The sequence below is a fragment of the Blastococcus carthaginiensis genome (genome assembly GCF_030731085.1).
GTDB lineage: Bacteria > Actinomycetota > Actinomycetes > Mycobacteriales > Geodermatophilaceae > Blastococcus > Blastococcus carthaginiensis.
Genome location: NZ_JASNFN010000002.1, coordinates 55,104 through 81,474, shown reverse-complemented (window position 1 = coordinate 81,474; position 26,371 = coordinate 55,104). Strand labels below are relative to the sequence as shown.

At 75.6% G+C, this 26,371-nt stretch carries 25 protein-coding genes and 1 pseudogene; 18 read left to right on the top strand and 8 right to left on the bottom strand.

All coding sequences use genetic code 11. The features are described from left to right. The first annotated feature begins 128 nt into the window (after positions 1-128). The 5 genes and pseudogenes from serA to QOZ88_RS03170 all read left to right on the top strand — a co-directional run bounded on the left by serA (position 129) and on the right by QOZ88_RS03170 (position 4,860). On the top strand, positions 129-1,337 hold the full coding sequence (gene serA, locus QOZ88_RS03190; protein WP_305998347.1) for a phosphoglycerate dehydrogenase: 1,209 nt from the start codon (positions 129-131) through the stop codon (positions 1,335-1,337). A 49-nt stretch (positions 1,338-1,386) separates the two neighbouring features. Then, positions 1,387-2,784 carry a thioredoxin family protein gene (locus QOZ88_RS03185; protein ID WP_305998346.1) on the top strand — a complete coding sequence of 466 codons (1,398 nt, stop codon included), beginning with the start codon at positions 1,387-1,389 and terminating at the stop codon, positions 2,782-2,784. Beyond that, positions 2,781-3,299, top strand: a pseudogene (locus tag QOZ88_RS03180) (UGSC family (seleno)protein). Before QOZ88_RS03185 ends, QOZ88_RS03180 begins: the two are co-directional and overlap by 4 nt. A gap of 40 nt (positions 3,300-3,339) precedes the next feature. Continuing rightward, the gene (locus QOZ88_RS03175; RefSeq protein ID WP_305998594.1) at positions 3,340-3,963 is read left to right on the top strand and encodes a peroxidase-related enzyme; all 624 of its coding nucleotides are present in this window, start codon (positions 3,340-3,342) and stop codon (positions 3,961-3,963) included. Between the two features lie 159 nt (positions 3,964-4,122). Next, positions 4,123-4,860: an HpcH/HpaI aldolase family protein gene (locus QOZ88_RS03170; protein WP_305998345.1), complete on the top strand. Its 738-nt coding sequence runs from the start codon at positions 4,123-4,125 to the stop codon at positions 4,858-4,860. A 10-nt stretch (positions 4,861-4,870) separates the two neighbouring features. On the opposite strand, the gene QOZ88_RS03165 is transcribed toward QOZ88_RS03170, so the two are convergent. Then, positions 4,871-6,160 carry a D-arabinono-1,4-lactone oxidase gene (locus QOZ88_RS03165; protein ID WP_305998344.1) on the bottom strand — a complete coding sequence of 430 codons (1,290 nt, stop codon included), beginning with the start codon at positions 6,158-6,160 and terminating at the stop codon, positions 4,871-4,873. A gap of 51 nt (positions 6,161-6,211) precedes the next feature. Here QOZ88_RS03165 and QOZ88_RS03160 point away from each other — a divergent pair, with 51 nt between their 5' ends. Beyond that, positions 6,212-6,334 (top strand): hypothetical protein, encoded by a 123-nt coding sequence (locus QOZ88_RS03160; RefSeq protein ID WP_305998343.1) that lies wholly within the window; start codon positions 6,212-6,214, stop codon positions 6,332-6,334. 72 nt (positions 6,335-6,406) lie between these two features. On the opposite strand, the gene QOZ88_RS03155 is transcribed toward QOZ88_RS03160, so the two are convergent. Then, positions 6,407-8,845, bottom strand: a complete 2,439-nt coding sequence (locus QOZ88_RS03155) for a phosphatase PAP2 family protein (RefSeq protein WP_305998342.1) — start codon at positions 8,843-8,845, stop codon at positions 6,407-6,409. A gap of 166 nt (positions 8,846-9,011) precedes the next feature. Here QOZ88_RS03155 and QOZ88_RS03150 point away from each other — a divergent pair, with 166 nt between their 5' ends. The 7 genes from QOZ88_RS03150 (at position 9,012) to QOZ88_RS03120 (ending at position 15,507) form a co-directional block, all read left to right on the top strand. After that, the gene (locus QOZ88_RS03150) at positions 9,012-9,878 is read left to right on the top strand and encodes a patatin-like phospholipase family protein (RefSeq protein WP_305998341.1); all 867 of its coding nucleotides are present in this window, start codon (positions 9,012-9,014) and stop codon (positions 9,876-9,878) included. 1 nt (position 9,879) lies between these two features. Next, positions 9,880-10,953, top strand: a complete 1,074-nt coding sequence (locus QOZ88_RS03145; protein ID WP_305998340.1) for a 1-acyl-sn-glycerol-3-phosphate acyltransferase — start codon at positions 9,880-9,882, stop codon at positions 10,951-10,953. A 7-nt stretch (positions 10,954-10,960) separates the two neighbouring features. After that, positions 10,961-11,929, top strand: coding sequence for an MsnO8 family LLM class oxidoreductase (locus QOZ88_RS03140; RefSeq protein ID WP_305998339.1), 969 nt, complete (start codon positions 10,961-10,963; stop codon positions 11,927-11,929). Between the two features lie 154 nt (positions 11,930-12,083). Further along, a complete protein-coding gene (locus QOZ88_RS03135; protein WP_305998338.1) occupies positions 12,084-12,692 on the top strand; it encodes a sulfotransferase family protein in 609 nt (202 codons plus the stop codon). Between the two features lie 237 nt (positions 12,693-12,929). Continuing rightward, on the top strand, positions 12,930-13,328 hold the full coding sequence (locus tag QOZ88_RS03130; protein ID WP_305998337.1) for a hypothetical protein: 399 nt from the start codon (positions 12,930-12,932) through the stop codon (positions 13,326-13,328). Between the two features lie 74 nt (positions 13,329-13,402). Continuing rightward, the gene (locus tag QOZ88_RS03125; RefSeq protein WP_305998336.1) at positions 13,403-14,965 is read left to right on the top strand and encodes a phospholipase D-like domain-containing protein; all 1,563 of its coding nucleotides are present in this window, start codon (positions 13,403-13,405) and stop codon (positions 14,963-14,965) included. Between the two features lie 56 nt (positions 14,966-15,021). Next, complete coding sequence (locus QOZ88_RS03120) at positions 15,022-15,507, top strand: cupin domain-containing protein (protein WP_305998335.1); 486 nt, start codon at positions 15,022-15,024, stop codon at positions 15,505-15,507. A gap of 44 nt (positions 15,508-15,551) precedes the next feature. Here the strand turns inward: QOZ88_RS03120 and QOZ88_RS03115 are convergent, their stop codons facing one another. Together QOZ88_RS03115 and QOZ88_RS03110 are read right to left on the bottom strand one after the other, a co-directional pair. After that, positions 15,552-17,204 (bottom strand): ABC transporter permease, encoded by a 1,653-nt coding sequence (locus tag QOZ88_RS03115; RefSeq protein ID WP_305998334.1) that lies wholly within the window; start codon positions 17,202-17,204, stop codon positions 15,552-15,554. Continuing rightward, positions 17,201-18,124 (bottom strand): ABC transporter ATP-binding protein, encoded by a 924-nt coding sequence (locus QOZ88_RS03110; RefSeq protein WP_305998333.1) that lies wholly within the window; start codon positions 18,122-18,124, stop codon positions 17,201-17,203. Before QOZ88_RS03110 ends, QOZ88_RS03115 begins: the two co-directional genes overlap by 4 nt. Positions 18,125-18,199: 75 nt before the next feature. Between QOZ88_RS03110 and QOZ88_RS03105 the strand changes: the two genes are divergently transcribed. Beyond that, positions 18,200-18,697: a GbsR/MarR family transcriptional regulator gene (locus QOZ88_RS03105; RefSeq protein WP_305998332.1), complete on the top strand. Its 498-nt coding sequence runs from the start codon at positions 18,200-18,202 to the stop codon at positions 18,695-18,697. Between the two features lie 44 nt (positions 18,698-18,741). Here QOZ88_RS03105 and QOZ88_RS03100 read toward each other — a convergent pair whose 3' ends face one another. After that, positions 18,742-19,218, bottom strand: coding sequence for a hypothetical protein (locus tag QOZ88_RS03100; protein ID WP_305998331.1), 477 nt, complete (start codon positions 19,216-19,218; stop codon positions 18,742-18,744). 272 nt (positions 19,219-19,490) lie between these two features. Between QOZ88_RS03100 and QOZ88_RS03095 the strand changes: the two genes are divergently transcribed. Further along, complete coding sequence (locus QOZ88_RS03095; RefSeq protein ID WP_305998330.1) at positions 19,491-20,426, top strand: sugar phosphate isomerase/epimerase family protein; 936 nt, start codon at positions 19,491-19,493, stop codon at positions 20,424-20,426. 66 nt (positions 20,427-20,492) lie between these two features. Here QOZ88_RS03095 and QOZ88_RS03090 read toward each other — a convergent pair whose 3' ends face one another. Then, on the bottom strand, positions 20,493-21,377 hold the full coding sequence (locus QOZ88_RS03090; RefSeq protein ID WP_305998329.1) for a polysaccharide deacetylase family protein: 885 nt from the start codon (positions 21,375-21,377) through the stop codon (positions 20,493-20,495). Continuing rightward, positions 21,374-22,381, bottom strand: coding sequence for an asparaginase (locus QOZ88_RS03085; RefSeq protein ID WP_305998328.1), 1,008 nt, complete (start codon positions 22,379-22,381; stop codon positions 21,374-21,376). The genes QOZ88_RS03090 and QOZ88_RS03085 overlap by 4 nt, the downstream gene beginning before the upstream one ends. Positions 22,382-22,550: 169 nt before the next feature. Here QOZ88_RS03085 and QOZ88_RS03080 point away from each other — a divergent pair, with 169 nt between their 5' ends. Continuing rightward, the gene (locus tag QOZ88_RS03080; protein ID WP_305998327.1) at positions 22,551-22,892 is read left to right on the top strand and encodes a hypothetical protein; all 342 of its coding nucleotides are present in this window, start codon (positions 22,551-22,553) and stop codon (positions 22,890-22,892) included. Positions 22,893-22,910: 18 nt separating this feature from the next. On the opposite strand, the gene QOZ88_RS03075 is transcribed toward QOZ88_RS03080, so the two are convergent. Then, complete coding sequence (locus QOZ88_RS03075) at positions 22,911-24,101, bottom strand: GAF domain-containing protein (protein WP_305998326.1); 1,191 nt, start codon at positions 24,099-24,101, stop codon at positions 22,911-22,913. A gap of 129 nt (positions 24,102-24,230) precedes the next feature. Between QOZ88_RS03075 and QOZ88_RS03070 the strand changes: the two genes are divergently transcribed. Further along, positions 24,231-26,054, top strand: a complete 1,824-nt coding sequence (locus tag QOZ88_RS03070) for a flavin-containing monooxygenase (protein ID WP_305998325.1) — start codon at positions 24,231-24,233, stop codon at positions 26,052-26,054. Positions 26,055-26,137: 83 nt separating this feature from the next. After that, on the top strand, positions 26,138-26,350 hold the full coding sequence (locus QOZ88_RS03065; RefSeq protein WP_305998324.1) for a hypothetical protein: 213 nt from the start codon (positions 26,138-26,140) through the stop codon (positions 26,348-26,350). The last annotated feature ends 21 nt before the right edge of the window (positions 26,351-26,371 follow it).

Sequence of the window (26,371 nt, the reverse complement as noted above, 5' to 3'; positions counted from 1 at the left end):
GCGTGCCGGGCGCAGCAGGACCGGTCGCAGGGCGTCCCGGCGCCGCCGGGATACTGGTCGGCGTCGCGCACGCCCGGCGACGCGCCGGCGCACCGGCCGGCGGTCCCACGGTCGAGGAGGTCCTGGACGTGCCCAGAGCGCTGCTGCTGGAGAACATCGACCCGGTCGCGACCGAGATCCTCGGTTCCGCCGGCTACGAGGTCGAGTCCATGCGCGGGGCACTGGACGAGGCGGACCTGATCGCCGCGCTCGACGGCGTCGACCTGCTGGGCATCCGGTCGAAGACGCAGGTGACCGCCGAGGTGCTGCGCAACCGCCCCGACCTCGCGGCGGTGGGGGCCTTCTGCATCGGCACCAACCAGATCGACCTGACGGCGGCCGCGGCCGCGGGCGTGGCGGTGTTCAACGCGCCGTTCTCCAACACCCGCAGCGTCGTCGAGATGGCGATCGCCGACATCATCATCCTGGCCCGGCGGCTGGTCGACCGCGACCGGTCGCTGCACGCCGGCACCTGGGACAAGTCGGCCGCCGGCAGCCACGAGATCCGCGGGCGGACCCTCGGCATCATCGGCTACGGCAACATCGGCAGCCAGCTCTCGGTCCTGGCCGAGGCCCTCGGCATGCGGGTCCTGTTCTACGACCTCGAGGACAAGCTCGCGCTCGGCAACGCGGAGCGCTGCGACAGCCTCGACGAGCTCCTCGAGCGGGCGGAGACCGTCACGCTGCACGTGGACGGGCGGGCGGGCAACGCCGGCCTGTTCGGGGCCGAGCAGTTCGCCCGGATGCGCCCGCGCAGCCTGTTCCTCAACCTGTCCCGCGGGTTCGTCCTCGACCACGAGGCGCTGCGAGACAGCATCCTGAGCGGGCACATCGCCGGGGCGGCGGTCGACGTCTTCCCGCTCGAGCCGCGCGAGCAGGGGGACGAGTTCACCTCCGTCCTCCGCGGCCTGCCCAACGTGATCCTCACCCCGCACATCGGCGGGTCGACCCAGGAGGCGCAGCACGACATCGGGCGGTTCGTGGCCGGCAAGCTCGTCGACTACACCGCCACGGGGACGACGACGTTGAGCGTCAACCTGCCCACGGTGGTCCTGCACGGCTCCTCGGCCGACCGTTTCGCGCTGCTGCACCGCAACGTGCCCGGTGTGCTCGCGCGGGTCGACGCGCTGGTCGGCGAGCACGGCCTCAACGTCGACGCCCAGGTGCTCGCCACGCGCGGGGAGCACGGCTACGCGGTCACCGACGTCAGCGCGCCGCTGCCGGCGGACCTGCTCGCGGGGCTCGCCACGCTGCCGGAGGCCGTGCGCCTGATGCGCTTCGGGCCCCGGGGCGGCTGACCGCGGCGCCTCCCTCGCCAGGGGAGCGGCACCTGGGTACGGTCGCGTCGTGCGGCTCCCGGACGGTCTCGTGGCCGTGGTCAAGCGCGACTGCCCCACCTGCGTCCTCGTGGAGCCGGTGCTGCGGCGGCTCGGCGCCGCCGTCTGGTGCCAGGACGACGCCGGGTGGTTCGACGGCGACGACACCGAGCTGGAGCTCTCCTACCGGCTGGGCATCGAGACCGTGCCGACGCTGCTGCGCGTGGCCGACGGCGCGGAGACCGCCCGGGTGGTCGGCTGGAGCCGGGAGCAGTGGGCGGAGCTGACCGGCGTCCCCGACCTCGGGGAGGGGCTGCCCGAGCACCGGCCGGGCTGCGGCTCGCTGTCGGTGGACCCGTTCCGGGTCGATGCGCTGGAGGCGCGCTACGGCGGCAGCGGGCTGGCCAGCCGGCGGATCGAGCTCGCCGAGCTCGAGGACGAGCACGAGGCCCTGTTCGACCGCGGCTGGACCGACGGGCTGCCCGTCGTCCCGCCGACGCCGGAGCGGGTGCTGCGGATGCTGCGCGGCACCACCCGGGACCCCGCCGAGGTCGTCGCCGTCGTCCCGCCCGACCTCGTCGAGTGCACCGTCGAGAAGGTGGCCGTCAACGCGGTGCTGGCCGGGTGCCTGCCCGAGCACCTGCCGGTGGTGCTGGCCGCGCTCGAGGCGGCGGCCGCCGAGGAGTTCGCGCTGCACGGGCTGCTGGCGACGACGTACTTCGCCGGGCCGGTGGTGGTGGTCAACGGGCCCGTCGCCGGCCGGATCGGCATGAACAGCGGGGTCAACGCCCTCGGCCAGGGCAACCGCGCCAACGCCACGATCGGCCGGGCCCTGCAGCTGGTGGTGCGCAACGTCGGCGGCGGCCGCCCCGGCGAGGTGGACCGGGCGACCCTGGGCAACCCGGGCAAGTTCACCTTCTGCTTCGCCGAGCGCGAGCACGACAGCCCGTTTGCGCCGCTGGCCGCCGACCGCGGGGTGACCGGCGACGCGGTGACGGTGTTCGCCGGGTCGGGCGTGCAGCCGGTGGTCGACCAGCTCAGCCGCGACCCGGCGTCGCTGGCGCGCACCTTCGCGGCCTGCCTGCGCGTGAACGCCCACCCGAAGCTGCCGATGGCGTTCGACGCCATGCTGGTCGTCTCGCCCGAGCACGGCCGGTCGTTCCGCGAGGCGGGCTGGGACCGCGCCCGCCTGCTGGTCGAGCTCGAGGAGCTGCTGACGCTGCCCGGCGAGGAGCTGGTGCGCGGGGCCGGCGGCATGGCCGAGGGGGTGCCGGCCGGGCTGGCGGGGGCGGAGCTGCCGAAGTTCCGGCCCGGTGGCCTGCTGGTGGCGCACGCCGGCGGCGATGCCGGGCTGTTCAGCGCGATCGTGGGCGGCTGGGTGTCCGGGGAGACCGGGAGCGCCCCGGTGACGAGAGAGGTGCGCGCATGAGGACCGTCCTGGACCCGACCGGCGAGCGGCAGGCGTCCGCCCGGGAACCGCTGCCCCGCCCGAAGACGCTGCGCGGCCGCAGCGTGGGGCTGCTCGACATCAGCAAGGCGCGCGGCGACGTCGTCCTCGACCGGCTGGCCGAACTGCTCGCCGCCGACGGGGCGGTCGTGCGCCGGTACCGCAAGCCCACCTTCGCCCGCACCGCCCCGGTGGACCTGCGGCACGAGATCGCCGAGCAGTGCGAGGTGGTCATCGAGGCGCTGGCCGATTAGGGCTCGTGCACGTCGTGCAGTGTGCACGACATCGCCGATCTCGAGCGCCGCGGCGTCGTCGGGGTGTTCCTCGCCAGCGAGGCCTTCGCCGAGGCGGCCCGGGCGCAGGGCAGCGCGCTGGGGTTCCCGGCGCCCTGCGTGCTCGTCCCGCACCCGGTCCAGGACCGCACCGACGCGGAGCTGCGGGCGGCCGCGGAGGCGGCGTACCCGGCGGTGCTGGCCGCCGTCACCTCCGCGGGGTGACGTGCGTGCCGGTCGCTGCCAGGGTGGGCCCGTGACCGAGATGCCGATCAGCCGCTTCCCCCTCCGGCCCGCCGACGAGCTGCCCCCCGACCTGGCCGAGCGCTACGCGGAGGTGGCGGAGAAGTCGGGCTTCCTGCCCAACGTCTTCGCGGCGCTCGCCTGGCGGTCGGACGAGGCGCGGGCGTTCTTCGCGATGCACGACGCGCTCATGGACAAGGAGACGCCGGGGCTCTCCAAGGCCGACCGCGAGCTGATCGTGGTGGCGACCAGCGCCGGCAACGACTGCCTGTACTGCGTCGTCGCCCACGGCGCCGTCGCCCGCATCCGCAGCAAGGACCCGCACATCGCCGACCACGTCGCCGTGGACTGGCGGAAGGCGCCGCTGTCGCCGCGCATGCACGCCGTGCTCGCGGTGGCCACCCGGCTGGCGGCCGACCCGGCCTCGGTCACCGCCGCGGACCTGGCCACCCTCACCGAGCACGGCCTGACCGAGGACGATGTGTGGGACGTCGGCATGATCACGTCGTTCTTCGCACTCTCCAACCGGCTGGCGCACTTCGCGGCGATCACGCCGAACCCGGAGTTCTTCCTGATGGGCCGGCTGCCGCGGGGCGCCGAGGCGCCGCAGGGTGGTTCCCGGGCGGGCGAGTCCCCGACGGGTTGAGCCGCGCCGGCCGACGTCCAGCCGCACCGTGGCGCGGCTCCACGTCGGCCGGTGCGGCTGGACGTGCGCTCCTCGCGCGGTGTCCCGGCCTCTCGGTCGCGCGGTCCGCGCGGTGCGCGCAGGATCGGACCGGACCGGGCGACGACAGGGGAGGGCCGGATGGCGGGCGGCGAGGCGGAGCTGCGGCAGCGGTGGTCGGAGGGCCGGCCCTGCCACGGGCTGTGGAGCCTGCTGCCCGGGGCGGTGACCGGTGAGGTGCTCGCGCGGACCGGCGCCGACTACGTGGTCGTCGACCTGCAGCACGGGGCCACCGCCGAGGCCGAGCTCCCGGGCACCTGTGCGGCGATCACGGCGGCGGGCTCGGTGCCGCTGGTGCGCACCCGCAGCTCGCTGTTCCCCGACCTCGGGCGGCCGCTGGACCTCGGCGCCCGCGGCGTCATCGTGCCCAACGTCCGCGACGCCGCGCACACCCGCGAGATCGTCGCCGCCTGCCGGTACGCACCCGCCGGCGGCCGGTCCATCGGCCGGCTCTCCGGCGGGGCCGACGAGCCGCTGGTGCTCGTCATGGTGGAGGCGGCGTCGATGCTCGCCGACCTCGACGCCGTCCTCGGCGTGCCGGGGGTGGACGGGGTGTACGTCGGCCCGGCGGACCTCGGGCTGTCGCTGCAGCTGACCGGCGACGACCAGCGGGACGAGCTCCGCGCGGTGCTGTCCTCGATCATCGCCCGGGCTCGAGCCGCCGGGGTGCCCGTGGGCGTGCACGCGCGCAGCGGTGAGGAGGCCGCCGGCTACGCCGCGGAGGGCGCCACCGTGGTGACGGTCGCCGTCGACGCCGGTTCCCTGGCCGAGGCCACCGCGCAGCAGCTCGGCGTCGCGCGGGGCGCGGCCACCGGCTGACGGCGCCCGGTCAGGCGAAGGCGGCGACGGTCCGGTCCAGGTAGGCGTTGCGGAAGACCCCCTGCGGGTCGAAGCGCCGGACGAGCTCTCGGAACGAGCCCATCCGCGGGTACAGGGCGGCGAGCTCGTCGGCGCCGGTGGTGAAGAGCTTGCCCCAGTGCGGGCGGGCGCCGTACGGGCGCAGCGCCGCCTCGATCGCGGGCAGCAGCGCGCGCACCCGCTCCTCCTCGGGCAGCCAGGTGAAGTGCAGGGCCAGCACGTCCCCGCCGTACGCCGGGCTCAGCCACAGGTCGTCGGCCGCCACGGTGCGCAGCTCGCTCACCTGGAGCAGCGGCGCGATGCGGTGCGCCAGCGAGCGCAGGGCCTCGCACGCCTCCCGCCCGTGCTGCCGCGGGACGAAGTACTCGGTCTGCAGCTCCTCGCCGCTGCTCGGGGTGAAGCCGGTGCGGAAGTGGGGCAGCCGCTCGTGCCACTCGCCGGGGAGCCCCAGCTGGTCGGTGAGGTTCTCCACCGGGGTGCCCGGCAGCATGTGGGTGGGCTCCGTCGCGGCCCGGGCCCCGAAGAACTCCTCCGGCACGACCGCGTGCTCGTCCGTGCGGGCCTTGACCCACACCTGGGTCACCTCGCGCCAGTCGGTGAACACGCTGACGCTGTAGGCGGCATCGGCGACGGCGTCGAAGTCGGCGAACAGCCGCTCCCAGGTCAGCTCCACGTAGACGTCGGTGCGCACCTGGAAGGCCGGCTGGTACCGCAGGCCGATCCGGGTCACCACGCCCAGCGCGCCGAGGTGGACGACGGCGCCGGCGAAGTCGGGGTCACCGGGGGCCAGCCGCACCAGCTCGCCGTCGGCGCGGACCAGCTCCAGGCCGACCACGGCGGTGCTCAGCGAGCCGTTCCGGTTGCCCGACCCGTGGGTCCCGGTGGCCGTGGCGCCCGCGACGGTGATGTGCGGCAGCGAGGCGAGGTTGTGCAGCGCGGAGCCGTGCTCGGCCAGGTGGGGGACCACCTCGCTGTAGCGGGCGCCGCCGGGGACCCAGGCGGTGCCGCCGTCGCCGTCCGGGGCCGGCTCGAGCACCACCTCGCCGGGCAGCCGGTCGAGGGCCACCAGGTCGGCGGGGGTGTCGGCGATGTCGTTGAAGCAGTGCCGGGAGCCGAGCGCCTTGACCCGCTCGCTGCCGGCCACGACCGACTGCAGCTCGGCGAGGCTCGCCGGCCGGTGCAGCCGCGCCGCCCGGTAGGCGACGTTGCCGGCCCAGTTGGTCCCCGGTTCGGCGGGGGCGGCGGTCGACGTCTCGGGCATGCTGGCTCGCGATCTGCTCGGGGCGGCGGCCGTGCGACCTGCCGGGGTCCGATGATCCCTGACGGGGCCGGCCGCAACGAGGCCACCGCCACCGCCACCGCCACCGCCGACGTCGGCGTCGGCGCCGACGGGGCGGCGGCACGGACGGTGGTAGGCGCCGGCCCGGTGCCCTGACCGGGTCGCCCACGCCGGGCCGCGCGTCCCCACCCGTCGGCCGGGGAGGGCGAGGACCGGCGGGAAACGTGCTCACAAGCGGGACCGGTGCTCGAAGCGCGCCGTGAGGGCTGCGCCGGCCGCGGCCGGCAGCCAGAAGGTGAGCAGCCGGAAGAGCACCACACCGGCGCAGGCGCCGGCGAGCGGCGCACCGAGCGCGGTCAGTGCGAGCAGCAGGGCCACGTCGGCCGCGCCGGGAGCCGCCGTCACGGGGACGACCGACCACAGCAGGTGCAGCACGCCGTAGACGGTCGCGGTGGCCAGCAGCGCGACCCGCCCGCCGACGCTGTGCAGCGCCGCGGCCAGGACGGCGGCCTCGAGGAAGACCCCGGCGACCGTCCACGCCAGCTGGGTGCCGCGGCGCCGCGGCAGGCCGTCGGGGCCCGGCCGCCGGACGGTGAGCAGGTCGCGCAGCGCCTGCCCGACGTCCGCCCGGAGCTCGGTCCGGGCCGGTGCTGCCCCCGACCGGCGCAGGGCCAGCCACTGCCCGGTGAGCACGAGCACCCACGCCCCCAGCCCGACGACGACGGCGGGGACCAGCGCCTCGGGCGTCCGCCAGCCGGTCAGCCGGCCCTCCACCACGGCGAGGACGAAGGTGGCCACGGCCACGACGGCGGCGGCCACGACGGCGCCCGCGGTGAAGCGGGCCAGCGCCGCCGCCGCGGCGTCGGGCAGCACCCCGGCCCGCTCCAGGAAGCGGGCCGCGGCCCGCCGCCAGCCGTCGCGGCCGTGCACCAGCCCTGCGCTGTCGGCCACCATGCCGGCGCCGTAGGTGTGGCCCAGGGCGATGCGCCGCTCCACGGTCACCAGCGCGCCGGCGGCCATGGCGATCCGGGCCAGGACGGCCAGCGCCACCGCGGCGCCGAGCCACCGCCAGCCGCCGCGCCCGACCACCTCGGCCATCGGGCCGGCCCCCGCCAGCAGCGGCACGCCCACCAGCGCGCCGATCGAGCCCAGGGCCACGGCGGTCCGCGCCGGCCAACCGGCCGGCGCGAACTCCGGCCGGGCCGGGTCGGGCAGGCCCAGCCGCGCGCGCACCTCGGTGCGGAGCTGGTCGAGCCGGCCCGGCCGGGTCCGCAGCCGCGCGCGGGTCGCCGAGGAGAGGCTGAGCGGCGCGAGGGCCGGCAGCGCCGTCGCGACCGCTGCCGGGCCGAGCCGGTCCACGGCCGGGCCGACGACGAGGGACGGTTCGACGAGGAGCACGAGTGAGGCCATGAGCTCGGCGACGTCGCCGGCGAGCGAGTCGTCGGAGGCGCCCGTGAGGGCGTTGCCGAAGTCCACGATCCAGGGCCGGCCGCCCTCGTCGACCACGATGCTGCCCGCCACGAGGTCGTGGTGGGCGACCCGTGCCTGGCGCAGCAGGCCGACCTGCGCCCAGACCTCGGCCAGGAGCTCCGGGGTGATCGCCTCGGGCAGCAGGTCGTCCAGCGGCCGGGCGGGGAGGAGTTCCTGCACCACCACGGCGCCCCGGTCGTCCCCCCGGGCGAGCAGGATGCGCGGGGTCCGCACCCCGCGCTCCCGGGCGGTCATCGCGGCGACCGCCTCGTGCTCGGCCTGCTGCCCCAGCGGCGCGACGGCGTCGGCGTCCTTGACGTCCCGGACGGCGAGCAGCCGGTACAGGCGGTACAACCAGTCCCGCTCGGCGCGGTCGGGTTCGAGGTACTTCACGTACAGCCGCTGCCCCGCGGGGGTGGTGGCGTCGAACGGGTGCGAGCTGCGGGCCTCGACCGCGGCCGGCCGGACGTCGGCGACGGGCAGGCCCAGCCGGGCCAGCAGCCCGCTGAGCCGGCGCGGGTCGACCTCGCGGCGGGGCACGCCGCAGACCCAGTGCACGAGCGAGCCGATGGCCCAGCCGACGGCCACGCCGCCGACGACGTCGAGCGGCAGGTGGGCGCCGACGTAGATGCGGGCGAGGGCGACCGACCAGGCCAGCACCCAGGCGACGCGCCGAGCTCGCCGCGAGAGGTAGGGCACCGCCGCGGTCGCCAGCGCGGCGGCGACCGCGGAGTGCCCGGAGATGAAGCCCAGTCCACCGACCGGCCCCTCCGGGAAGTTGACCTCGACGGCGAAGCCGCCCGGCCGCTCCCGCCGGACCACGCCCTTGACCAGGTCGGCCGCGACGTAGGCGAGCAGGCCGGAGAGCAGCAGGTCCCGTGCCACGCGCACCCGCCGCGCGGCCAGCGCGCCGGTCGCCAGCACCGGGACGGCCACCGCGTTGCCGAGCTGCATGACCACCCAGACGAGCGGGAAAACCACCGCCGGCAGCCCGTTGACGAGCTGGAACAGGTCCCTCTCGAAGACGGGGAGCTGCCCCCGCTGGGCGACGAGGAAGCCGAGCCCGAGCACGGCGGCGCCCAGCACCACCCGGACGAGGTCGACGGGGTGGCGCTGCACCGGCGGGCGGCCGGCGCGGGCGGGGCCGCCACGGGGGCGACCGACGTCCCGGCTGCCCGCCTCCAGCCGCGTCGTCACCGCACGAGTGCACCTCCCGGGAAGCCCGGTCAGCAGGGTCTTCCGACCCTGGGGCGCCTGCGCCCCGCCGAGGCGAGGGACCCGGGTCTGCCGGGTGGCCTGCCGCCGCCCGGGGCCGGACGCCGCCGCCCCTGCCGTGGCGGGGCCAGGGTGACACGATGCGGGCATGGCATCGGGGACCGCGGCCGGGCGGGGGAGGACGGCGTTCGTCCTCGGCGGCGGCGGGGTCATGGGTGCGGCCGAGGTCGGCATGCTGCAGGCCCTGGTGGAGGCCGGGATCCGGCCCGACCTGGTCGTGGGGACGTCGGTCGGCGCGATCAACGGGGCGCTCGTCGCCACCGACCCGACCGCGGGCGCCGTGAGCCGGCTGCGCGCGGTGTGGGAGGACCTGGCCGAACGCGGGGTCTTCGCGGGGTCGGTGCTGGCCCGGCTCGGCACCCTCGTGCGCACCCGCACCCACCTGCACTCCCGGGAGCCGCTGCGCGAGCTGCTGGAGGAACACCTGCCGGTGCGGACGTTCGGCGAGCTCGCCATCCCCTTCCAGTGCGTCGCCTCCAGCATCGAACGGGCCGCCGAGCACTGGTTCACCGACGGCCCGCTGGTCGACGCGGTGCTCGCCTCCTGCGCCGTCCCCGGTCTGCTGCCGGCGGTGGAGATCGACGGGGAGCACTACCTGGACGGCGGGCTGGTGCACAGCATCCCGGTCGGCCGGGCGGTCGCCCTCGGCGCCGAGACGATCTACGTGCTGCACGTCGGCCGGATCGACCGGCCGCTGCGCCCGCCGGCCCGCCCGTGGGAGGTGGGGCTCGTGGCCTTCGAGATCGCCCGCCGGCACCGGTTCGCCGCCGACCTGGCCGCGCTGCCCCCGGGGGTGACGGCGCACGTGCTGCCCTCGGGCGGTGCTGCCGCGCCCGGCGCGGGAGACCTGCGCTACCGCGACTTCTCCGGCGTCCCCGCGCGGATCGCCCGGGCGCACTCCGCGGCGCGGGACTACCTGGGGCGCTCCGGGGCCGCCGGCGCCGGGACGGCCTGAGGTGCTGCCCCCGCGGCGCGTGCGCCGGTTCACCGGTCCGCTGCTGGTCGTGGCTCTCGTGGCCGCGGTGCTGCTGCTGCCGGTGCTCGTCCTGGTGGCCGCCGTCGCCTCGGTGTGGCTCCCCGGGCACTGGCGCGGCCTGCGGCTGCTCTGCTTCGCGCTGGTCTACCTCGCGCTGCAGGTCGTGGGGCTCGTGGCCGCGGGGGTGCTCTGGGTGCTCAGCGGGTTCGGTCGCCGACTCACGGCGCCGCGGTCGCGCGCAGCCCACTACACCGTCCTGCGGCTGCTGCTGGACACGCTGATGCGGGCCGGGCAGCGGCTCTTCGCCCTGCGGCTGGTCACCGACGGCGCGTCGTGGTCACCGCTGGACGACGGTCTCCCCGGCTCGACCAACGCCATGGTGGTGCTGTCCCGGCACGCGGGCCCCGGCGACTCGTTCCTGCTGGTGCACACCCTGATGGACCGCGACCACCTGCGCCGGCCGCGGATCGTGCTCAAGGACGTGCTGCAGCTGGACCCGATGATCGACGTCTACCTCAACCGGCTGCCCAACCACTTCGTGCCGGCCGACCCGGCCGGCGGGTACAGCTCGGAGGAGGCGATCGCCGGCCTGGCCCGCGACCTGGGAGACGAGGACGCGCTGCTGATCTTCCCCGAGGGCGCGAACTTCACGGCCCGGCGGCGCACCCGCGCCATCCAGGGGCTCCGCGACCGGGGGCTGCTGGCGGCGGTGCGCCGGGCGGAGGAGATGCGGCACGTGCTGCCGCCCCGACCGGCCGGGGTGGCGGCGGCCCTGGGCGCGGCGCCGCACGCCGACGTCGTCTTCGTGGCGCACACCGGCCTCGAGCACCTGAACACGCCGCGCGACGTCTGGCGCGGTCTCCCGATGGACAAGGCCCTGCACCTGCGCTGGTGGTTCGTCCCCGCCGCCGACGTGCCGCGCGACCCGGCCGAGCAGGTCGACTGGCTCTACCGGTGGTGGGAGACGATCGACGCCTGGGTGGACGCGACGTCGGCGGCCGAGGGGGACGGGGCACGGGTGCCGCCGGAAGCCGATCGGGCGCTCCCCGGTTGACCCCGGCGTGAGGCTCTCGCTGCTCGACCGCTCCCGCACCCGCGCCGGCCACCCGGAGGCGGCGGCGCTGCAGCACACGGTGGAGCGGGCGGTCGCGGCCGAACGGCGGGGCTACCATCGGTTCTGGGTCGCCGAGCACCACGGCGTGCCGGGCATCGCCTCGGGCGCGCCCGCGGTGCTGCTGGCGGCCGTCGGCGCCCGGACGGCGACCATCCGGCTCGGGTCGGGCGGGGTGATGCTGCCCAACCACCAGCCCCTCGTGGTGGCCGGGCAGTTCCTGGTCCTGGCCGGGCTGCACCCCGGCCGGGTCGACCTCGGTGTGGGCCGCTCGCTCGGCTTCACCCCACCCGTGCGGCGGGCGCTGCGCCGCACCGACGGGGAGCCCGACGCGTTCGCCCACGACGTCGTCGAGCTGCGGGCGTACCTGGAACGGGAGGCCGAGGTGACCGCGCGCCCCGTCGCCGAGGGGCCGGTCCCGCTGTTCGTGCTCGCCACCGGCCGCGGAGCCGAGGTCGCCGCCGGGCTCGGGCTCCCGCTGGTGCTCGGCGGCCCGGTGCTGGACCGGCCCGAGCTGGCGGACGTGCTCACGGGCTACCGGCGCGGCTTCCGTCCGCACCGGGGCAGCCGCCCGCACGTCACCGTCTCCCTGGACGTTCTGGTCGCCGACACCGACGACGAGGCCCGCGAGCTGGCGCTGCCCGAGGTGTGGGCGATGGTCCGTTCGCGGCGCACGGGCGTGTTCGGCGCGCTGGAGCCGGTGGCGGAGATCCGGGGCGGGCGCTGGGACGACCTGGACGCCCGCCGGGTCGAGCAGGGCCTCGCGGCCGTGACCGCCGGCCGCCCGGCGACGGTGCGCCGCCGGCTCGAGCAGCTCGCCGAGCGCACCGGCGCCGACGAGCTGCTCGCCAGCGGCGCGACCTACGACCGGGCGGCGCTCGCCTCCTCCGACGCCGCCCTGGCGGCCCTGCTGGCCTGACCCGCACCGCGGCACGGCGCCCGAGCGCACCGGTGCTCCCGGCGCGCACATCGCCGTCGACCGGCCGTCGGCCGTCCGCCTGGCTACGTCGGGGCGTCGAGCGTTCTCGCCGACCGCCCGCTGCGGGGTCGGCCCGGAGTGTGGAGGTCGTGCGGTGCGGCGGATCTTCGTGGTGGGCTGCCCGCGGTCGGGCACCACGCTGCTGCAGTCGTTCCTGGCTGCGCACCCGCAGGTGCACTCGTTCCCGGAGACCCACTTCTTCCACCGGCTCCAGGCGCCGCGCGGGGGCCGGCGCGCGGCCGGGCTGGCCGCGACCGGCGCGGCCGGGCGGCTCGACGAGGCCGCCGGCCGGCTGGGCGCCCCCCGCCGCCGTCCCGTGCTGCCGACGGTGCGCCGCTCCGGCGCAGCGTTCGTCGCGATGGCCGACGCCGCCGCGCGCCGGAACGGTGCGGACACCTGGGTCGAGAAGACCCCGGCGAACCTGTACGTCCTGGACCTGATCGAGCGGGTCGTGCCCGGCGCGCAGGTGGTGCACATCGTGCGTCGACGGCGTCGACGTCGTCGCCGGCGAGATGGTCACCGGGCGCGCCGCCGCGCCGGCGGGCTGGTCGAGGACTTCGAGCACTGGAAGGCCGACAACACCGGGCCGCTGCGGGACGGCGCGGGCCGGCGGGCCCGCGAGGTCTTCGACGCCGCGACGCTGCGGTACGTCCGGGAACGGGTCGCGGCGGTACCGGTCCGGGAGCTCGCGCAGGGCACGTGACCCGGCCGGCCGCGCGGGCGGGCCGCCCGCAGCCGCGGCCGGTCCCTCTGGACGGCGACCGCGCCGGCGCGCAGCGGCGGGGAGGGGAACCGGCCCCGGACCGCAGCACGTACCTGCGGGCAGTCGCTCTCCGCCCACTCCGGCGGGGCAGAGAGCGACTGCCCCGAGGTGAACACTGCCGGTCCCCGTCAGGGGACCGGTGCCACGACGCGGGGAGTGGCCCTACAGTGCGGCGGCATGGCGCGCCGGTCGACGCTCGTCGCGGTCTCCTCCCTCCAGCTCGCCGCGCAGCTGGCCGGGCACGTGCTGGCCGTGCGGCGGCGCCGGCACTTCGACGTCCCGCTGCTGACCGGCAGCCCCGACCACATCGGACGGGACTGGCTGTGGTTCGGCACCGCGTTCAGCGCGCCCTCCTACCTGGTGGCGCTGCAGACCTGGGCGGTGGCCCGGCTGCTCCGCGGACCGGACGACCGGGCACGGTGGGTGCTCCGGTGGGTCGGCACGGGGATGACCGTGGGCTACGCGAGCGAGCGGGCGGTGCGGCTGCGGGTGCGCGACCCCGACCTCCTCGAGACGCCGGTGGTCGTGACGGGGTGGGGGTGCGCGGCCGCGATGGCCGTCCTGTCCCGCCGCTGACCCGAGGCCCGTCGGTGCACCCGGGAGGAGGCGGGGCGTTGGTGCCTGTGCGGCGGGACGGGCACACTGCCGGTGTGACGGGTGGCGGCGAGACGAGCACCGATCCCGGGATCAGGCTGCCCGAGCCGGACGGGGGCGACGGACGGTCCGAGGCGGGGGCACGGCTGCTGATCCCGGGCGAGACCTGCTGGCGGATCGAGCGGGCCACCCGCTTCGCGATCTTCGTCGACGCGGCCGACTACTTCGCCACCCTGAAGCGCGCGGTGCTCTGCGCCGAGCGCCGGGTGCTGTTCATCGGCTGGGACTTCGACCCGCGCATCCGGCTCGACCCGCTCGGCGGCGGGCGGCCCGAGGACGACCGCCTGGGCGCCGTCCTCGAGCAGGCGGTGGAGCGCCGCCCCGGGCTGGAGATCGGGGTGCTGCAGTGGGATCTCGGCATGCTGCGGGCCCTCGGCCGGGGGCTGAAGCCGATCGTGCTGCTCGACCGGCGCGCTCCCGACCGGCTCACCTTCGCCGTCGACACCCACCACCCCGTGGGCGGGGCGCACCACCAGAAGATCGTGGTGATCGACGACTCGCTCGCCTTCGCCGGCGGCATCGACGTGACGGCCGACCGCTGGGACACCTCCGACCACGCCGACGACAACCCGGACCGGTGCCGGCCCGTCAACGGCCGGGGTCCGGGGCGGCCCACCGGGCCGTGGCACGACGCGACCAGCATCATGACCGGCCCGGCCGCCCGGGCCCTGGCCGAGCTCGCCCGCGAGCGGTGGGAGAGCGGGACGGGGGAGCGGATCGAACCGATCGAGGAGGAGCGGGACTGCTGGCCCGAGGCGGTCGAGCCGCTGCTCACCGACGTGGACGTGGCGATCTCCCGCACCCGACCCGAGCACGGTGACGCGCCCCTGGTGCACGAGGTCGAGCTGCTGTGGCTGGCCGTCATCGCCGCCGCCCGGCGATCGCTCTACGTGGAGAGCCAGTACTTCGCCAGCCGGCGGATCGCCGAGGCCGTCGCCGAGCGGCTGCGCGAGCCCCACGGCCCCGACGTGGTCGTGGTGAACCCCTGGACCGCCGACGGCTGGCTCTCGGAGAAGGCGATGGGCACGGCGCGCGCCTGCGTGCTGGAGACCCTGCGCGAGGCCGACGTCCACGACCGGTTCCGGCTGTACACACCGGTGACCGAGCAGCGGGCGCACATCTACGTGCACGCCAAGGTGACCGTGGTCGACGACCGCCTGCTGCGCATCGGCTCCAGCAACGTCAACAACCGCTCGATGGGGCTGGACACCGAGTGCGACCTCGCGATCGAGGCGGTGGAGGGGGAGCCGGGCGCCGAGGAGCTCGCCGCCGCCATCGGCAGCTTCCGGGACCGGCTGCTCGCCGAGCACCTCGGCTGCACGCCCGAGCAGGTCGCCGCCGCGGTCGAGGCCACGGGTTCCCTGGTGCGGGGGATCGAGCAGCTGCGCCGCCCGGCCGGGCGGTCGCTGATCCCCTTCGAGCCGCCCGAGCTGGGCCCGGCCGACCGGGCGCTCGGGGAGTCGGAGGTCATGGACCCGGAGAAGACGCCGAACCGCTGGCGCCGGGTCGAGCGGTTCTTCGCCCGCCGTCGGCGGCCGCGGAGCCGGGCCCGCGCCTGAGCCGTGCTCGCCGTGGGCGGCGACCACGGGCCCCGCACCGAGAGACAGGAGCGACCGTGTCCTTGCACCGGCACTACCCACCGGACCTCTACCGCGGCACGACGGGGGAGGTGAGCGCGTGGCTGCGTCCTGCGGGCGGCGACCCCGACACCACCTCGGCCAACGGGGTGACCTGCGAGTTCCTGGCCACGGGAGCGGAGACCGGCGGGCGGTTCGGGCTGTACCGGTACAGCTTCGGGGCGGAGGAGGCCGGGCCGGCACCGCACTTCCACCGCTCGATCTCCGAGCAGTTCTACGTGCTGTCGGGGCAGGTGAGCCTCTACGACGGGCGTTCCTGGCAGGACGCCGGAGCCGGTGACTTCCTCTACGTGCCGGAGGGCGGCGTCCACGCCTTCCGCGGCGGTGCGCACGCCTCGATGCTGCTCATGTTCGCGCCGGGTGGCCCGCGTGAGGAGTACTTCGAGACCCTCGCCCGGGGCGAGCGGATGACGCCCGAGGAGCGCGCGGAGTTCATGCTCCGCCACGACACCTACTGGCTCTGAGCCGTCGGCACGGAGCGGGGCCCGCCTCCTCCTGGGGTGTGCGGTCAGCCGGTCGCCAGGTCGCGGCGGCGGAACCCCGCGAAGCCGGTGGCGAGCAGGGCGACGGCGATGCCGGTGAGCGCCAGGACGGGGCCGGCGGTCCACGGCTCCAGCGGCATGAGCGGCACCCAGCCGACGGGGGAGAGGTCGCTGACCCAGCCGGGCCAGTCGAACGACCCGGCGAACATCGTGATCACCAGGAAGAGCCCCACCGCGGCCCAGGCGAGCGCTGTCGCCAGACGGGGGAGCAGGCCGAACAGCGCCACGGCGAGGCCGGCGACCACCCAGACGGCCGGCACGTAGGCCACCGCGGCGCCCACCATCCGGCCGAGGGCGGCCGCCTCACCGGTCTGCAGGACGCGGACCACGCCCGTGGTGACGCCGGACGCCGCCATGGCCAGCGCCGAACCGGCCAGCGCGACGGCGACGTGGCTGCCCAGCCAGGCCGAGCGGCTGGTCGCCGTCGCCAGCACCGGCTCGGCCCGCTGCTCGCCTTCCTCGCTGCGCGCCCGCAGGACCGCCGACACCGCGTACGCCGCGGCCAGCAGGGCGGTGATGCTGAACGTGGTGCTCAGATAGGCGTCGACCAGCTCGCCGACGTCCGGGTCGCCGAACATCGCCAGCGCCTGCTCGTTGCCGGCGATCAGCGTCTCGACGGAGTCGGCCAGCGCGCCGTAGACCACGCCCAGCAGGGCCAGGCCCAGCGCCCAGGCGAGGAAGGCGCCGCGCTGCAGCCGGACGGCGAGGCCGAGCGGTGAGCGCAGCGAGCGCGTCGCGGCGGGGCGCCCCGGGCGCGGCTGGGTCAGGCCGGCGCCCAGGTCGCGCCGGTCGAGCAGGGCGAACCCGGCCACGGTCAGCGCGACGGCCGCCACGAGGCACAGCAGCAGCGGCACGAGCTCGTCCCCCGAGTACGGGTGGGTGGCCTGCGCCCATCCGATGGGCGAGGTCCACACCAGCCAGTTGCCCTCGATGTCGCCGATCGCGCGCAGCACGAAGAACACCGCGAAGGCGCCGCCCACGAGGCCGTACACCGACCGGGTGTGCCCGGTGACCTGCACGGCCACGGCGGTGATGCCGGTGAAGACCAGCCCGCAGGCGCCGAAGGAGGCGCCGAGGACGAAGGAGCCGGCGGCCGGCAGCCCGGTGGCCGTGGCGGCGGCGCCCACGGCGACGGCGAGGGCGGCGCAGGCCAGCGCCGACAGCAGCACCGCGGCCAGCAGCGGCGCGTGCCGGCCGATCCGGGCGGAGCGGACCAGTTCGGTGCGCCCCGCCTCCTCGTCCGCGCGGGTGTGCCGGGTCACCGTGAACATCGCCATCAGCGCCGCGATCAGCATCACCGTCGCCGAGATCTCGAACGCGACCGCGCCGGCCACGGTGTCCAGCCCGACCGGCGGGCCGCCCAGCGCGATCGTGGCGGCGTTGCTGCCGACGGAGGCACGGTAGGCGGCCAGCGCCCCGGGGGTGTCGTAGAACGACTGGCTCGACACCGACTGCAGCGCCACCATGGCCGTACCGGCGGCGACCCAGACCGGCAGCCGGAGGCGGTCGCGGCGGAGCGCGAAGCGGAACAGCGCCGCCGTCCCGGCGGTGGTCGACGAGCGGCCGGGCCGCGCCGGCGCGGCGGGCCGAGCGGTGGCCTCGGACAGCTGCGTGCTCACGACCGCACCGGCTCCCGTGCCGAGGCGCCGTCCTCGGCGAGCTCGTCGCCGTAGTGGCGCAGGAAGAGCTCCTCCAGCGTCGGCGGCGTGCTGGTGAGGCCGACCACGCCGAAGCCGGTGAGGTGGCGCAGCGCGCCGTCGAGGGCGTCGGTGTCGACGTCGAAGCGCAACCGCCCGCCCTCCTCCCGCAGGTCGTGGACGCCGGCCAGGGCGTCCAGGCCGGTGGCCGGCCGTGCCGTCTCGACCGTGATGGCGGTGCGGGTCAGGTGCCGCAGCTCGTCCAGGCTGCCGCTCTGCACCGTCGCGCCGTGGCGGATGATGCTCACCCGGTCGCACAGCGCTTCGGCCTCGGCCAGGATGTGGCTCGACAGCAGCACGGTCCGGCCCTCGGTGCGCGCCTCGCGGATGCACTCCTGGAACACCGCCTCCATCAGCGGGTCGAGGCCGGACGTCGGCTCGTCGAGCACCAGCAGCTCGGCGTCCGACGCCAGCGCGGCGACCAGGGCGACCTTCTGCCGGTTGCCCTTGGAGTAGGTGCGCGCCTTCTTGCGCGGGTCGAGGTCGAACCGGTCGAGCAGCTCGGCACGACGGCGGGGGTCCAGCCCGCCGCGGAGGCGGCCGAGGAGGTCGATCGACTCGCCGCCGGAGATGTTCGGCCAGAGCGTGACGTCGCCGGGCACGTAGGCCAGCCGGCGGTGCAGCGCCACGGCGTCCCGCCACGGGTCGCCGTCCAGCAGCCGCACGCTGCCCGAGTCGGGACGCAGCAGGCCGAGCAGCACGCGGATGGTCGTGGACTTGCCCGAGCCGTTGGGGCCGAGGAAACCGTGCACCTCCCCGGTCGCGACCTCGAGGTCCAGGCCGTCCAGCGCACGGGTCGTCCCGAAGGTCTTGACCAGTCCCGAGACGGAGATCGCAGTCATGCCGGCGAAGCTACAGACGTTTCACGAACTTGTGAAGCTCATTGAGGGGCCGACACGTCGGGTACCGTGGGCGGCGTGACGGTCGCGGAGAACGCCGACGCCGAGCGGGCGACGCTCCTGCGCTATGTGGAGCGGTTCGCCCTGGTGCTGCGCGAGTCGGGCATGCAGCCGATGCCGGCCCGGGTCTTCGCCTACGCGCTGGCCGACGACGCCGACCGCTACACGGCCGCCGAGCTGGCCGACGGTCTGCAGGTCAGCCCCGCGGCGATCAGCGGAGCGGTCCGCCAGCTCGTGCAGATCGGCTTCCTGGTGCGCGAGCGGGAGCCCGGTACCCGCAGCGACCTGTACGTCCTGGACGACGCCCACCTCTGGGCCCGGTTCGTCACCGCCGAGCTGCAGGCCCTGCAGCGGTTCCAGGAGATCGTCGCGTCCGGCATCGAGCTGTTCGGCACCGACCGGCCGGGCGGACGCCGGCTCGCCGAGACCCGCGAGTTCCTCGCCTTCCTGCGCGAGGTGCTGGCCGACGCCGTCGCCCGCTGGCCCGAGGAGCGCGAGCGCCGCCGGCTGGGCTGACGAGCACCGCCAGGCGCACCGGCGGCGCCCGGGCGCGGGATTCCTCAGGCGGGTGACCGGTCCTCGCTGCCGGCGTCCGTGGTCGACGGCGGGGGAGGGGCGAGCCAGAGGGTGCTCGCCAGCGCGCCGTAGAGCAGCGCCGGGCCGGCGTGCGGCCACCGCTTGCCGGCGGCGGCCCGCGCCTGCCCCCGGCGGAAGGCCCACCGCTCCCCGGCGCGCACGCCGGCGACCGAGCCGGCCAGCGCGGTGGCCGCGACGCCGACGAGCGCGGCCTTGCCCCTCGCGGGCAGCGAGCGGAAGACCTCCGCGGGGTGCACCTCGTCGCGGACCTCGCGAGCCGCCACCCGTGCCGCCAGCAGGTCGGGTGCGGAGGCGGCGAAGGAGACGGCCGTGATCGCGGCCTTCGCCCAGCCGCGGGCGGTGCGGGAGGCGATGAGGTCGGGGGTGGCGTAGTACAGCGCGGTGGCGGCCCCGCCGACCAGGGCCGCGAACACGCGGGAGCGCGTCGGCGGAGTGCTCATGCGGCCATCCTGCCGCGCGCGGGCTGCCGGGTGGTCCGCCGTGCGCCGGGCGATCTGCGCCGGTCCTGACATCCGCGCAACGCTGACCAGACTTCCGCTTTCCGCAGCGCAGAAGTGTTGCTAGCTTCTGTGGCGCAGCGCACAGTCCTCGGCGCAGGCGCGGATCAACCCGCGACGGCCGGGCATCTCCCAGGGGGACCCGGTCGGCACGGGTGGGGCGGGCGGCGGTCGACGACGTGCGATCGCCACCCCACTCGAGAGGATCCACGGACTTGAAGAGAAACCTGCGCCGACCCATTCGGGCGGTGCTGCTCGCCGCCCTGACCTCCCTGCTGTTCCTCGGCCTCGTCGGCACGGCGAACGCGGCTCCGCCCTCGACCGGAGCGCACGAGAACTCCGACTGCGTCGACCGCGCGGTGCCGGCGCGCATGGTCTCCGTCCAGCTCTGGACCTTTGCCGAGTACATCGGTTTCGGCACCGACGAGGCCACCCAGGCCCGGCACGAGGAGGTCCTCCGCCGGCTCGCCGAGATGGGCTACCGGAACGTCGAGCCCTTCACCCTGAGCGGCATGACCGCGGAGGAGTACGCGGCGCTCCTGCGGGAGTACCGGCTCAAGGCCTCGGGACGGCACGTCGACGTCGGCACGCCTGACGAGCCGGCGGACATCGGGCAGATCCTGCAGGAGAACCGCGTCCTGGGCGTGAAGCACTTCGGCTCCGGCGGGACCCCGCAGTTCGAGACCGAGGCCGAGTGGATCGCCTACGCCGAGTACCTCGACACGGTCGGCGAGCAGGCCCGCAAGGCCGGCCAGTGGCTGATGGTCCACAACCACAACTGGGAGTTCGAGACCACCTTCGGCGACCGCACCGCCTTCGACATCCTCATGCAGCACACCGAGCGGCGGCACGTCGTGTCCCAGCTCGACCTGTACTGGGCGGTCTTCGCGGGTGTCGACCCGATCGACGTCATCCAGGAGTACGGCAACCGGATCCGGCTGTTCCACGTCAAGGACCTGAACGAGGAGCTGGATCGGCGGATCGAGATCGTCGGCCGCGGGGACATCGACTTCTCGGAGATCTTCCGGGTGGCCGGCGGCAGCACCCGCTACTACGTCGTCGAGCACGACCCCCGCTTCGGCGACCCGACCTACGACCCGTTCGAGGCCGCGCAGGAGGGCTTCGCGTACCTCACCTGCTCGACCCGCTGACGCCTGCTGCGTCGGACGCTCCCGAGGGGCGGTCCCGGGTTACCGGGGCCGCCCCTCCGTGCGGGATCAGCTCCCGCCGCGGGGGGAGCGGCGCAGGAAGTCCTGCGCGATGTCGTCGAAGGTCACCCAGCGCACGCCGTCGTGGCCGCCGATGTGCTCGATGAGCCGCTCCAGCATGAGCAGCACCTGCGGGCGTCCGGAGACGTCCGGGTGGATGGTCATGGTGAAGGCGGCGTAGTCCATCTCGCGGTGCACCCAGTCGAACTGGTCGCGCCACATCTGCTCGATGTCCCGCGGGTTGACGAAGCCGTGGCTGTTCGGGCTGGACTTGATGAACATCATCGGCGGGAGGTCGTCGAGGTACCAGTTCGCCGGGATCTCGACGAGGTCGGTCTCCTCCCCGCGGACCAGCGGCTCCATCCAGCTCTCCGCCGGCGCGGCGTAGTCGATCTTCGTCCACGAGTCGCCCACCCGGACGTAGTACGGCTCGAAGTCCCGGTGCATCAGCGAGTGGTCGTAGGTGATGCCGCGCTCGAGCAGCAGCTCGTTGGTGACGCCGCTGAACTCCCACCACGGGGCCACGTAGCCGGTCGGCCGGCGCCCGGCCCGCTCCTCGATCAGGGCGATGCAGCGGTCGAGCACCGCCCGCTCCTGCTCCCGGCTCATCGCGATCGGGTTCTCGTGGCTGTAGCCGTGCACGCCGATCTCGTGCCCGGCGGCGACGCAGGCGTCGAACTGCTCCGGGAACGTCTCGATCGAGTGACCGGGCCAGAACCAGGTCGTCGGCAGCTCGCGGCGGCGGAACAGCTCCAGCAGGCGGGGCACGCCGACCTCGCCGGCGAAGACGCCGCGGGAGATGTCGTCGGGCGAGTCCTCCCCGCCGTACGAGCCGAGCCAGCCACCGACGGCGTCGACGTCGACGCCGAAGGCCACGAAGATCTCCTTGCTCATCCCTGCACTCCATCCACTCGGTCCGACGTCCGGGCCCCTGCGGCGAGGTGGTCGCGCACGACCGGCAGCGGGTCGTGCGGCGCGACGGCGAGCGCGGCGGCGAGCAGCAGGCGGGCCTGCCACGGGCTCAGGTCGCCGGCGAGGACTGCGCCGTCCCGGGCCAGGTCGGCACCGCCACCGCCGGTGTACAGCGGGGCGACGGGGCCCGACGGGACGCGCGAGCACACCAGCACCGGCGTCCCCCCGGCGACCAGCTCCGCCACGGCGGCGGCCACGGCCGGGGTCACGTTGCCCGCGCCGAACGCCTGCAGCACGACGCCGGCCGCACCGGCGGCCACCGCGGCGCGGAGCAGGGCGTCGTCGGCGCCCAGGTAGAGCGGGACGACGTCCACGCGCGGCAGGTCGGCGTCGAGGTCGAGGGGGAGGGCCGGGCCGCGCACCGGCCGGGCCAGCGGCGTCACCGCGTCGCCGTCGACCCGCAGCACCGGTCCGCGTCCCGGTGCCGCGAACGCCCCGCTGCGCAGGGTCTCCACCTTCCGCACGCCGCGCGCCGCGAACGCCAGGCCGTCGAAGCAGAGCAGCGCGCCACATCCCCGGGCCGCCGGTGCGGCGGCGACGCGCAGCGCGTCGGCGAGGTTGCGCGGACCGTCGGGTGCGGGATCGTCGAAGGGCCGCTGGGCGCCGGTGAGGACCACCGGGCGGGGGTCGTCGTGGACCAGGTCGGCGAGGAACACCGACTCCTCCATGGTGTCGGTCCCGTGCGTCACGACGACGCCGTCGACGTCCGCCGCCAGGCGCCGGCGCACCTCGGCGACGAGCCCGCGGAGGTCCGCCGTCGTCAGCGCGAAGCTGCCGACGGTGGTGAGGTCGCTGGTCGTCACCACCAGCCCGTCCGGCGTCCCCGCCGCGGCGAGGAGGTCGGCAGCGGGGGTGACCGAGGCGAGCCCGCCGGCCCCGCGCCGGCTCGCGATCGTGCCACCGGTAGCGAGCAGGTGGATGGGCACTCGTCCTCCCGGCAGCGTCGGAGCGTCGGCACCGACAGTGCCCCGCGGGCCGTCCGCGCGCGACCGGAACCCCGGCGGGGAGGCCGGCGCCGGGGGAGTGACCTGGGGCCCTGTGCCGCGGCGCCGCCGAGGCGCACGCTGGCGGTACCCATCGGCGAGAGGAGTCGTCATGACCGTCGTCAGCGGAACGCCGCAGCCCCCCGGGGACACCGGCCGGCGGCGCGGTGGGTGGGACCCGCTCCAGATGACCGAGGCGGAGAAGCGCGCCTGCGAGCGGGAGGCCAGGCACGACGTCGCCGCACGAGGTCGCCGGCCGGTGCAGGAGACCGTGCAGCACTACCTGGCGCACGAGCGGCTCACCCACGAGCACCGGGGGGGCACCGGAGCCGGGTACGCGGCACGTCCGGTCGCCCGTGCGACGCCGCCCGGGGTCCCGGGCGAGCCATCCGCCGCGGTGCCGACGCCGCGGACCGGCGGGCTGCTCCACCGGCTGCTCGCCCGCGTGCGCTGACCGCCGGGAGCGACCGGATCAGGAGCGGACGACCGACAGGGTGACGCCGTCCGCGAGCCGGTAGGGGGTGGTCGCCACCAGACCCCCGATCACCCGGCGCAGCCGCGAAACCTCCGCCCGCGCCGTCACGCAGTGCTCCTCGTCGCCGTACAGTGCGGTGCTCAGCGCGGCGGCGGTCAGCCCCGCACGGCCGGCCCGCTGCAGCAGCACCAGGACATCGGCGTTGCGCCGGGTCAGCGGCGTCCGCCACGACTCGGCGCCGGTGCGCAACCGGAGCACCGGTGGGCCGGTGAGGTCGAGCTCGGCCTCGAGCACGTCGTCGCCGGGGCCCCGGGGGCGGACCAGCCAGCCCTCGCCCAGGCGTTCGGGGGCGCACAACCCCAGCCCGGGGACGGCGATCAGCCGGTCGGGCCGGGGCACCTCGATCCGGTCGCGCACCGCGATGCCCGACCGGTGCGCCACCCAGCCGTCGTCGTCGACCAGCAGGACGGGGCCGCGGACGGCCGCCAGCGCGGCGCGGGCCGAGCGGCGCAACCGCTCCAGCCGGTGCTCGTGGTGGCGCCACAGCTGCGACTCCGCCAGCTTGACGGCCGTCTCCACGAGAGCGCCGATCACCGGGTGCAGGGTCAGCGCCGGCCCGCTGACGTCCACGACGCCGAGCAGCTCCCCGCTGACCGGGTGGTGGATCGGTGCCGCCGTGCAGTACCAGGGGTGCTGGGCGAGCTCGAAGTGCTCGGCGGAGAACAGCTGCACCGGCGCCGCCTCGGCCAGCGCCGTCCCGATGGCGTTCGTGCCCACCGCGGCCTCCGTCCAGCGGGCCCCCTCGGTGAAGCCGAGCGCGTCCGCGCGCATCCGCACCCGCGCCGATCCCTCCCGCCAGAGGATGACGCCGTCGGCGTCGGTGACCACCACGAGGAACGACGAGGCGTCGGCGACGCTGACCAGCACCTGGCGCAGCTCGTCGACGACGAGGGACAGCGGGCTCCCGCGGCGGCGCCGCTCGACGTCCTCGAAGGGCAGCGGCGTGCGGGCGTTGGTGCGGGAGGCGTCGAGGCCGAGGCCCAGGACCCGCGACCAGGAGCGGGCGACGACCGTGCGCGGGCGCACGGGCGGGCGCCCGCCGGCGATGACCGCGTCGTGCACCCGGACCAGCACCCGGGCGTGCTCCGACAGGTCGGTGCCGGGGGAGATCGCCGAGTAACCGGCCACGTCCACCTCCTTCGGGGCGCCGCGGCGGCCGGGGGCCCTGCAACGCGCTGCAACGCTTCCCCCGCCGGACGCCGAGCGCTGTGCTGGACATCACACCATGCCGATCGGCGGACGGAGGAGGCGCAGCGCATGACCCAGACACTGGACACGCCCACGCAGACCCCGGAGCAGCGGACGCACCGCTGGTTCACCGGCTTCGAGGAGGCACTGCGCGCGCGGGACGTGGCGCGCGCGGCCGGGATGTTCGCCACGACGAGCTTCTGGCGCGACCTGGTCTCCTTCAGCTGGAACATCACCACCGTCGAGAACCCCGAGGGCGTCGCCGACCTGCTGACCGCGACCCTCGAGCACACCGGCCCCTCGGCGTTCGCCGTCGAGGAACCACCCGAGGAGGCCGACGGGGTCACGACCGCCTGGTTCACCTTCGAGACCACCGTCGGCCGGGGGCGCGGGCTGGCGCGGCTGGTCGAGGAGGACGGCGAGACGGTGGCCTGGACCCTCCTCACCACCCTGTCGGAGCTCAAGGGCCACGAGGAGCCGCGCGGCCCGGCGCGGCCGATGGGCGCCGAGCACGGGGCGAACAAGGAGCGCCGCACCTGGCTGGAGCGCCGCGAGCAGGAGGAGGCCGATCTCGGCATCGGCGTCCAGCCCTACGTCCTGGTCATCGGCGGCGGGCAGGGCGGCATCGCGCTCGGCGCGCGGCTGCGCCAGCTCGGGGTGCCGGCGCTCGTCGTCGACAAGCACCCGCGGCCGGGGGACCAGTGGCGCGGCCGCTACAAGTCGCTCTGCCTGCACGACCCGGTCTGGTACGACCACCTGCCGTACCTGAAGTTCCCCGACAACTGGCCGGTGTTCTCGCCCAAGGACAAGATCGGCGACTGGCTCGAGTCCTACGTCACGGTCATGGAGGTGCCCTACTGGGGCAGCACCACGGCCACGTCGGCGATCTTCGACGAGGAGAAGGGCGAGTGGACCGTCGAGGTCGAGCGCGAGGGCAAGCCCCTCGCCCTCCGGCCGAAGCAGGTGGTCCTCGCGACGGGGATGTCGGGCAAGCCGAACATCCCGGCCATCCCCGGGCAGGACGTCTTCCGCGGCGACCAGCAGCACTCCTCGGCCCACCCCGGGCCCGACGCCTACGCCGGCAAGAAGGTCGTCGTCATCGGCAGCAACAACTCCGCCTTCGACATCTGCGGGGCGCTCTGGGAGCACGACGTCGACGTGACCATGGTCCAGCGCTCCTCGACGCACATCGTCAAGAGCGACAGCCTCATGGAGATCGGGCTCGGCGCCCTCTACTCCGAGCAGGCGCTGGCCGCCGGGGTGACGACGGAGAAGGCGGACCTGATCTTCGCCTCGCTGCCGTACCGGATCCTGCACGAGTTCCAGATCCCCCTGTACGAGCAGATGAAGCAGAAGGACGCCGACTTCTACGACCGGCTCGAGAAGGCAGGCTTCTGGCTGGACTGGGGCGAGGACGGCTCGGGGCTGTTCATGAAGTACCTGCGCCGCGGCTCGGGCTACTACATCGACGTCGGCGCCGCGGAACTCGTCGCCGACGGCCGGGTGAAGCTGGCGCACGGGCAGGTGGTCCGGCTGACCGAGGACGCCGTCGTGCTGGACGACGGCACCGAGCTGCCCGCCGATCTGGTCGTCTACGCCACCGGCTACGGGTCGATGAACGGCTGGGCCGCCGACCTGATCAGCCAGGAGGTCGCCGACCGGGTGGGCAAGGTGTGGGGCCTGGGCTCGGACACCACCAAGGACCCCGGGCCCTGGGAGGGCGAGCAGCGCAACATGTGGAAGCCCACCCGGCAGGAGGCCCTGTGGTTCCACGGCGGCAACCTGCACCAGTCGCGGCACTACTCCCTCTACCTGGCGCTGCAGCTCAAGGCCCGGTACGAGGGGATCCCCACGCCGGTGCACGGCCTCGCGGAGGTGCACCACGTGAGCTGACGGGTGCGAGGAGGGTGACCGGGGGACCCGTCCGGTGCAGAATCGGGCCCCCGGTTCCCCTCCTCCCGGCTGGACCGATGTCCGTGACGCCGCCGCCCCACCAGCGCGAGATCCGCTCGGCCCGGTTCCCGCACGGGCTGCCGGACCGCTGCGACGACACGGTCCTCGAGGCGTTCGACGGCGCCTGGTTGCTGCTGGAGCGGACCGGCAGCGGGTACCGGATCCTCGGCGTCGCCGAGGACTACCGCTCCGCCCGGGCCTGGCTGACCGCGGCCGGGGACACCACGGGGCCCTGAGCCGCCGCCCGCGTGATCGGC

Bases quoted from the DNA above. Each gene is read 5' to 3' on its own strand.
- QOZ88_RS03175 (WP_305998594.1), top strand. From the start codon at position 3,340: ATGCCGATCAGCCGCTTCCCCCTCCGGCCCGCCGACGAGCTGCCCCCC.
- QOZ88_RS03170 (WP_305998345.1), top strand. From the start codon at position 4,123: ATGGCGGGCGGCGAGGCGGAGCTGCGGCAGCGGTGGTCGGAGGGCCGG.
- QOZ88_RS03165 (WP_305998344.1), bottom strand. From the start codon at position 6,160: ATGCCCGAGACGTCGACCGCCGCCCCCGCCGAACCGGGGACCAACTGG.
- QOZ88_RS03160 (WP_305998343.1), top strand. From the start codon at position 6,212: ATGATCCCTGACGGGGCCGGCCGCAACGAGGCCACCGCCACCGCCACC.
- QOZ88_RS03150 (WP_305998341.1), top strand. From the start codon at position 9,012: ATGGCATCGGGGACCGCGGCCGGGCGGGGGAGGACGGCGTTCGTCCTC.
- QOZ88_RS03130 (WP_305998337.1), top strand. From the start codon at position 12,930: ATGGCGCGCCGGTCGACGCTCGTCGCGGTCTCCTCCCTCCAGCTCGCC.
- QOZ88_RS03110 (WP_305998333.1), bottom strand. From the start codon at position 18,124: ATGACTGCGATCTCCGTCTCGGGACTGGTCAAGACCTTCGGGACGACC.
- QOZ88_RS03100 (WP_305998331.1), bottom strand. From the start codon at position 19,218: ATGAGCACTCCGCCGACGCGCTCCCGCGTGTTCGCGGCCCTGGTCGGC.
- QOZ88_RS03090 (WP_305998329.1), bottom strand. From the start codon at position 21,377: ATGAGCAAGGAGATCTTCGTGGCCTTCGGCGTCGACGTCGACGCCGTC.
- QOZ88_RS03080 (WP_305998327.1), top strand. From the start codon at position 22,551: ATGACCGTCGTCAGCGGAACGCCGCAGCCCCCCGGGGACACCGGCCGG.
- QOZ88_RS03070 (WP_305998325.1), top strand. From the start codon at position 24,231: ATGACCCAGACACTGGACACGCCCACGCAGACCCCGGAGCAGCGGACG.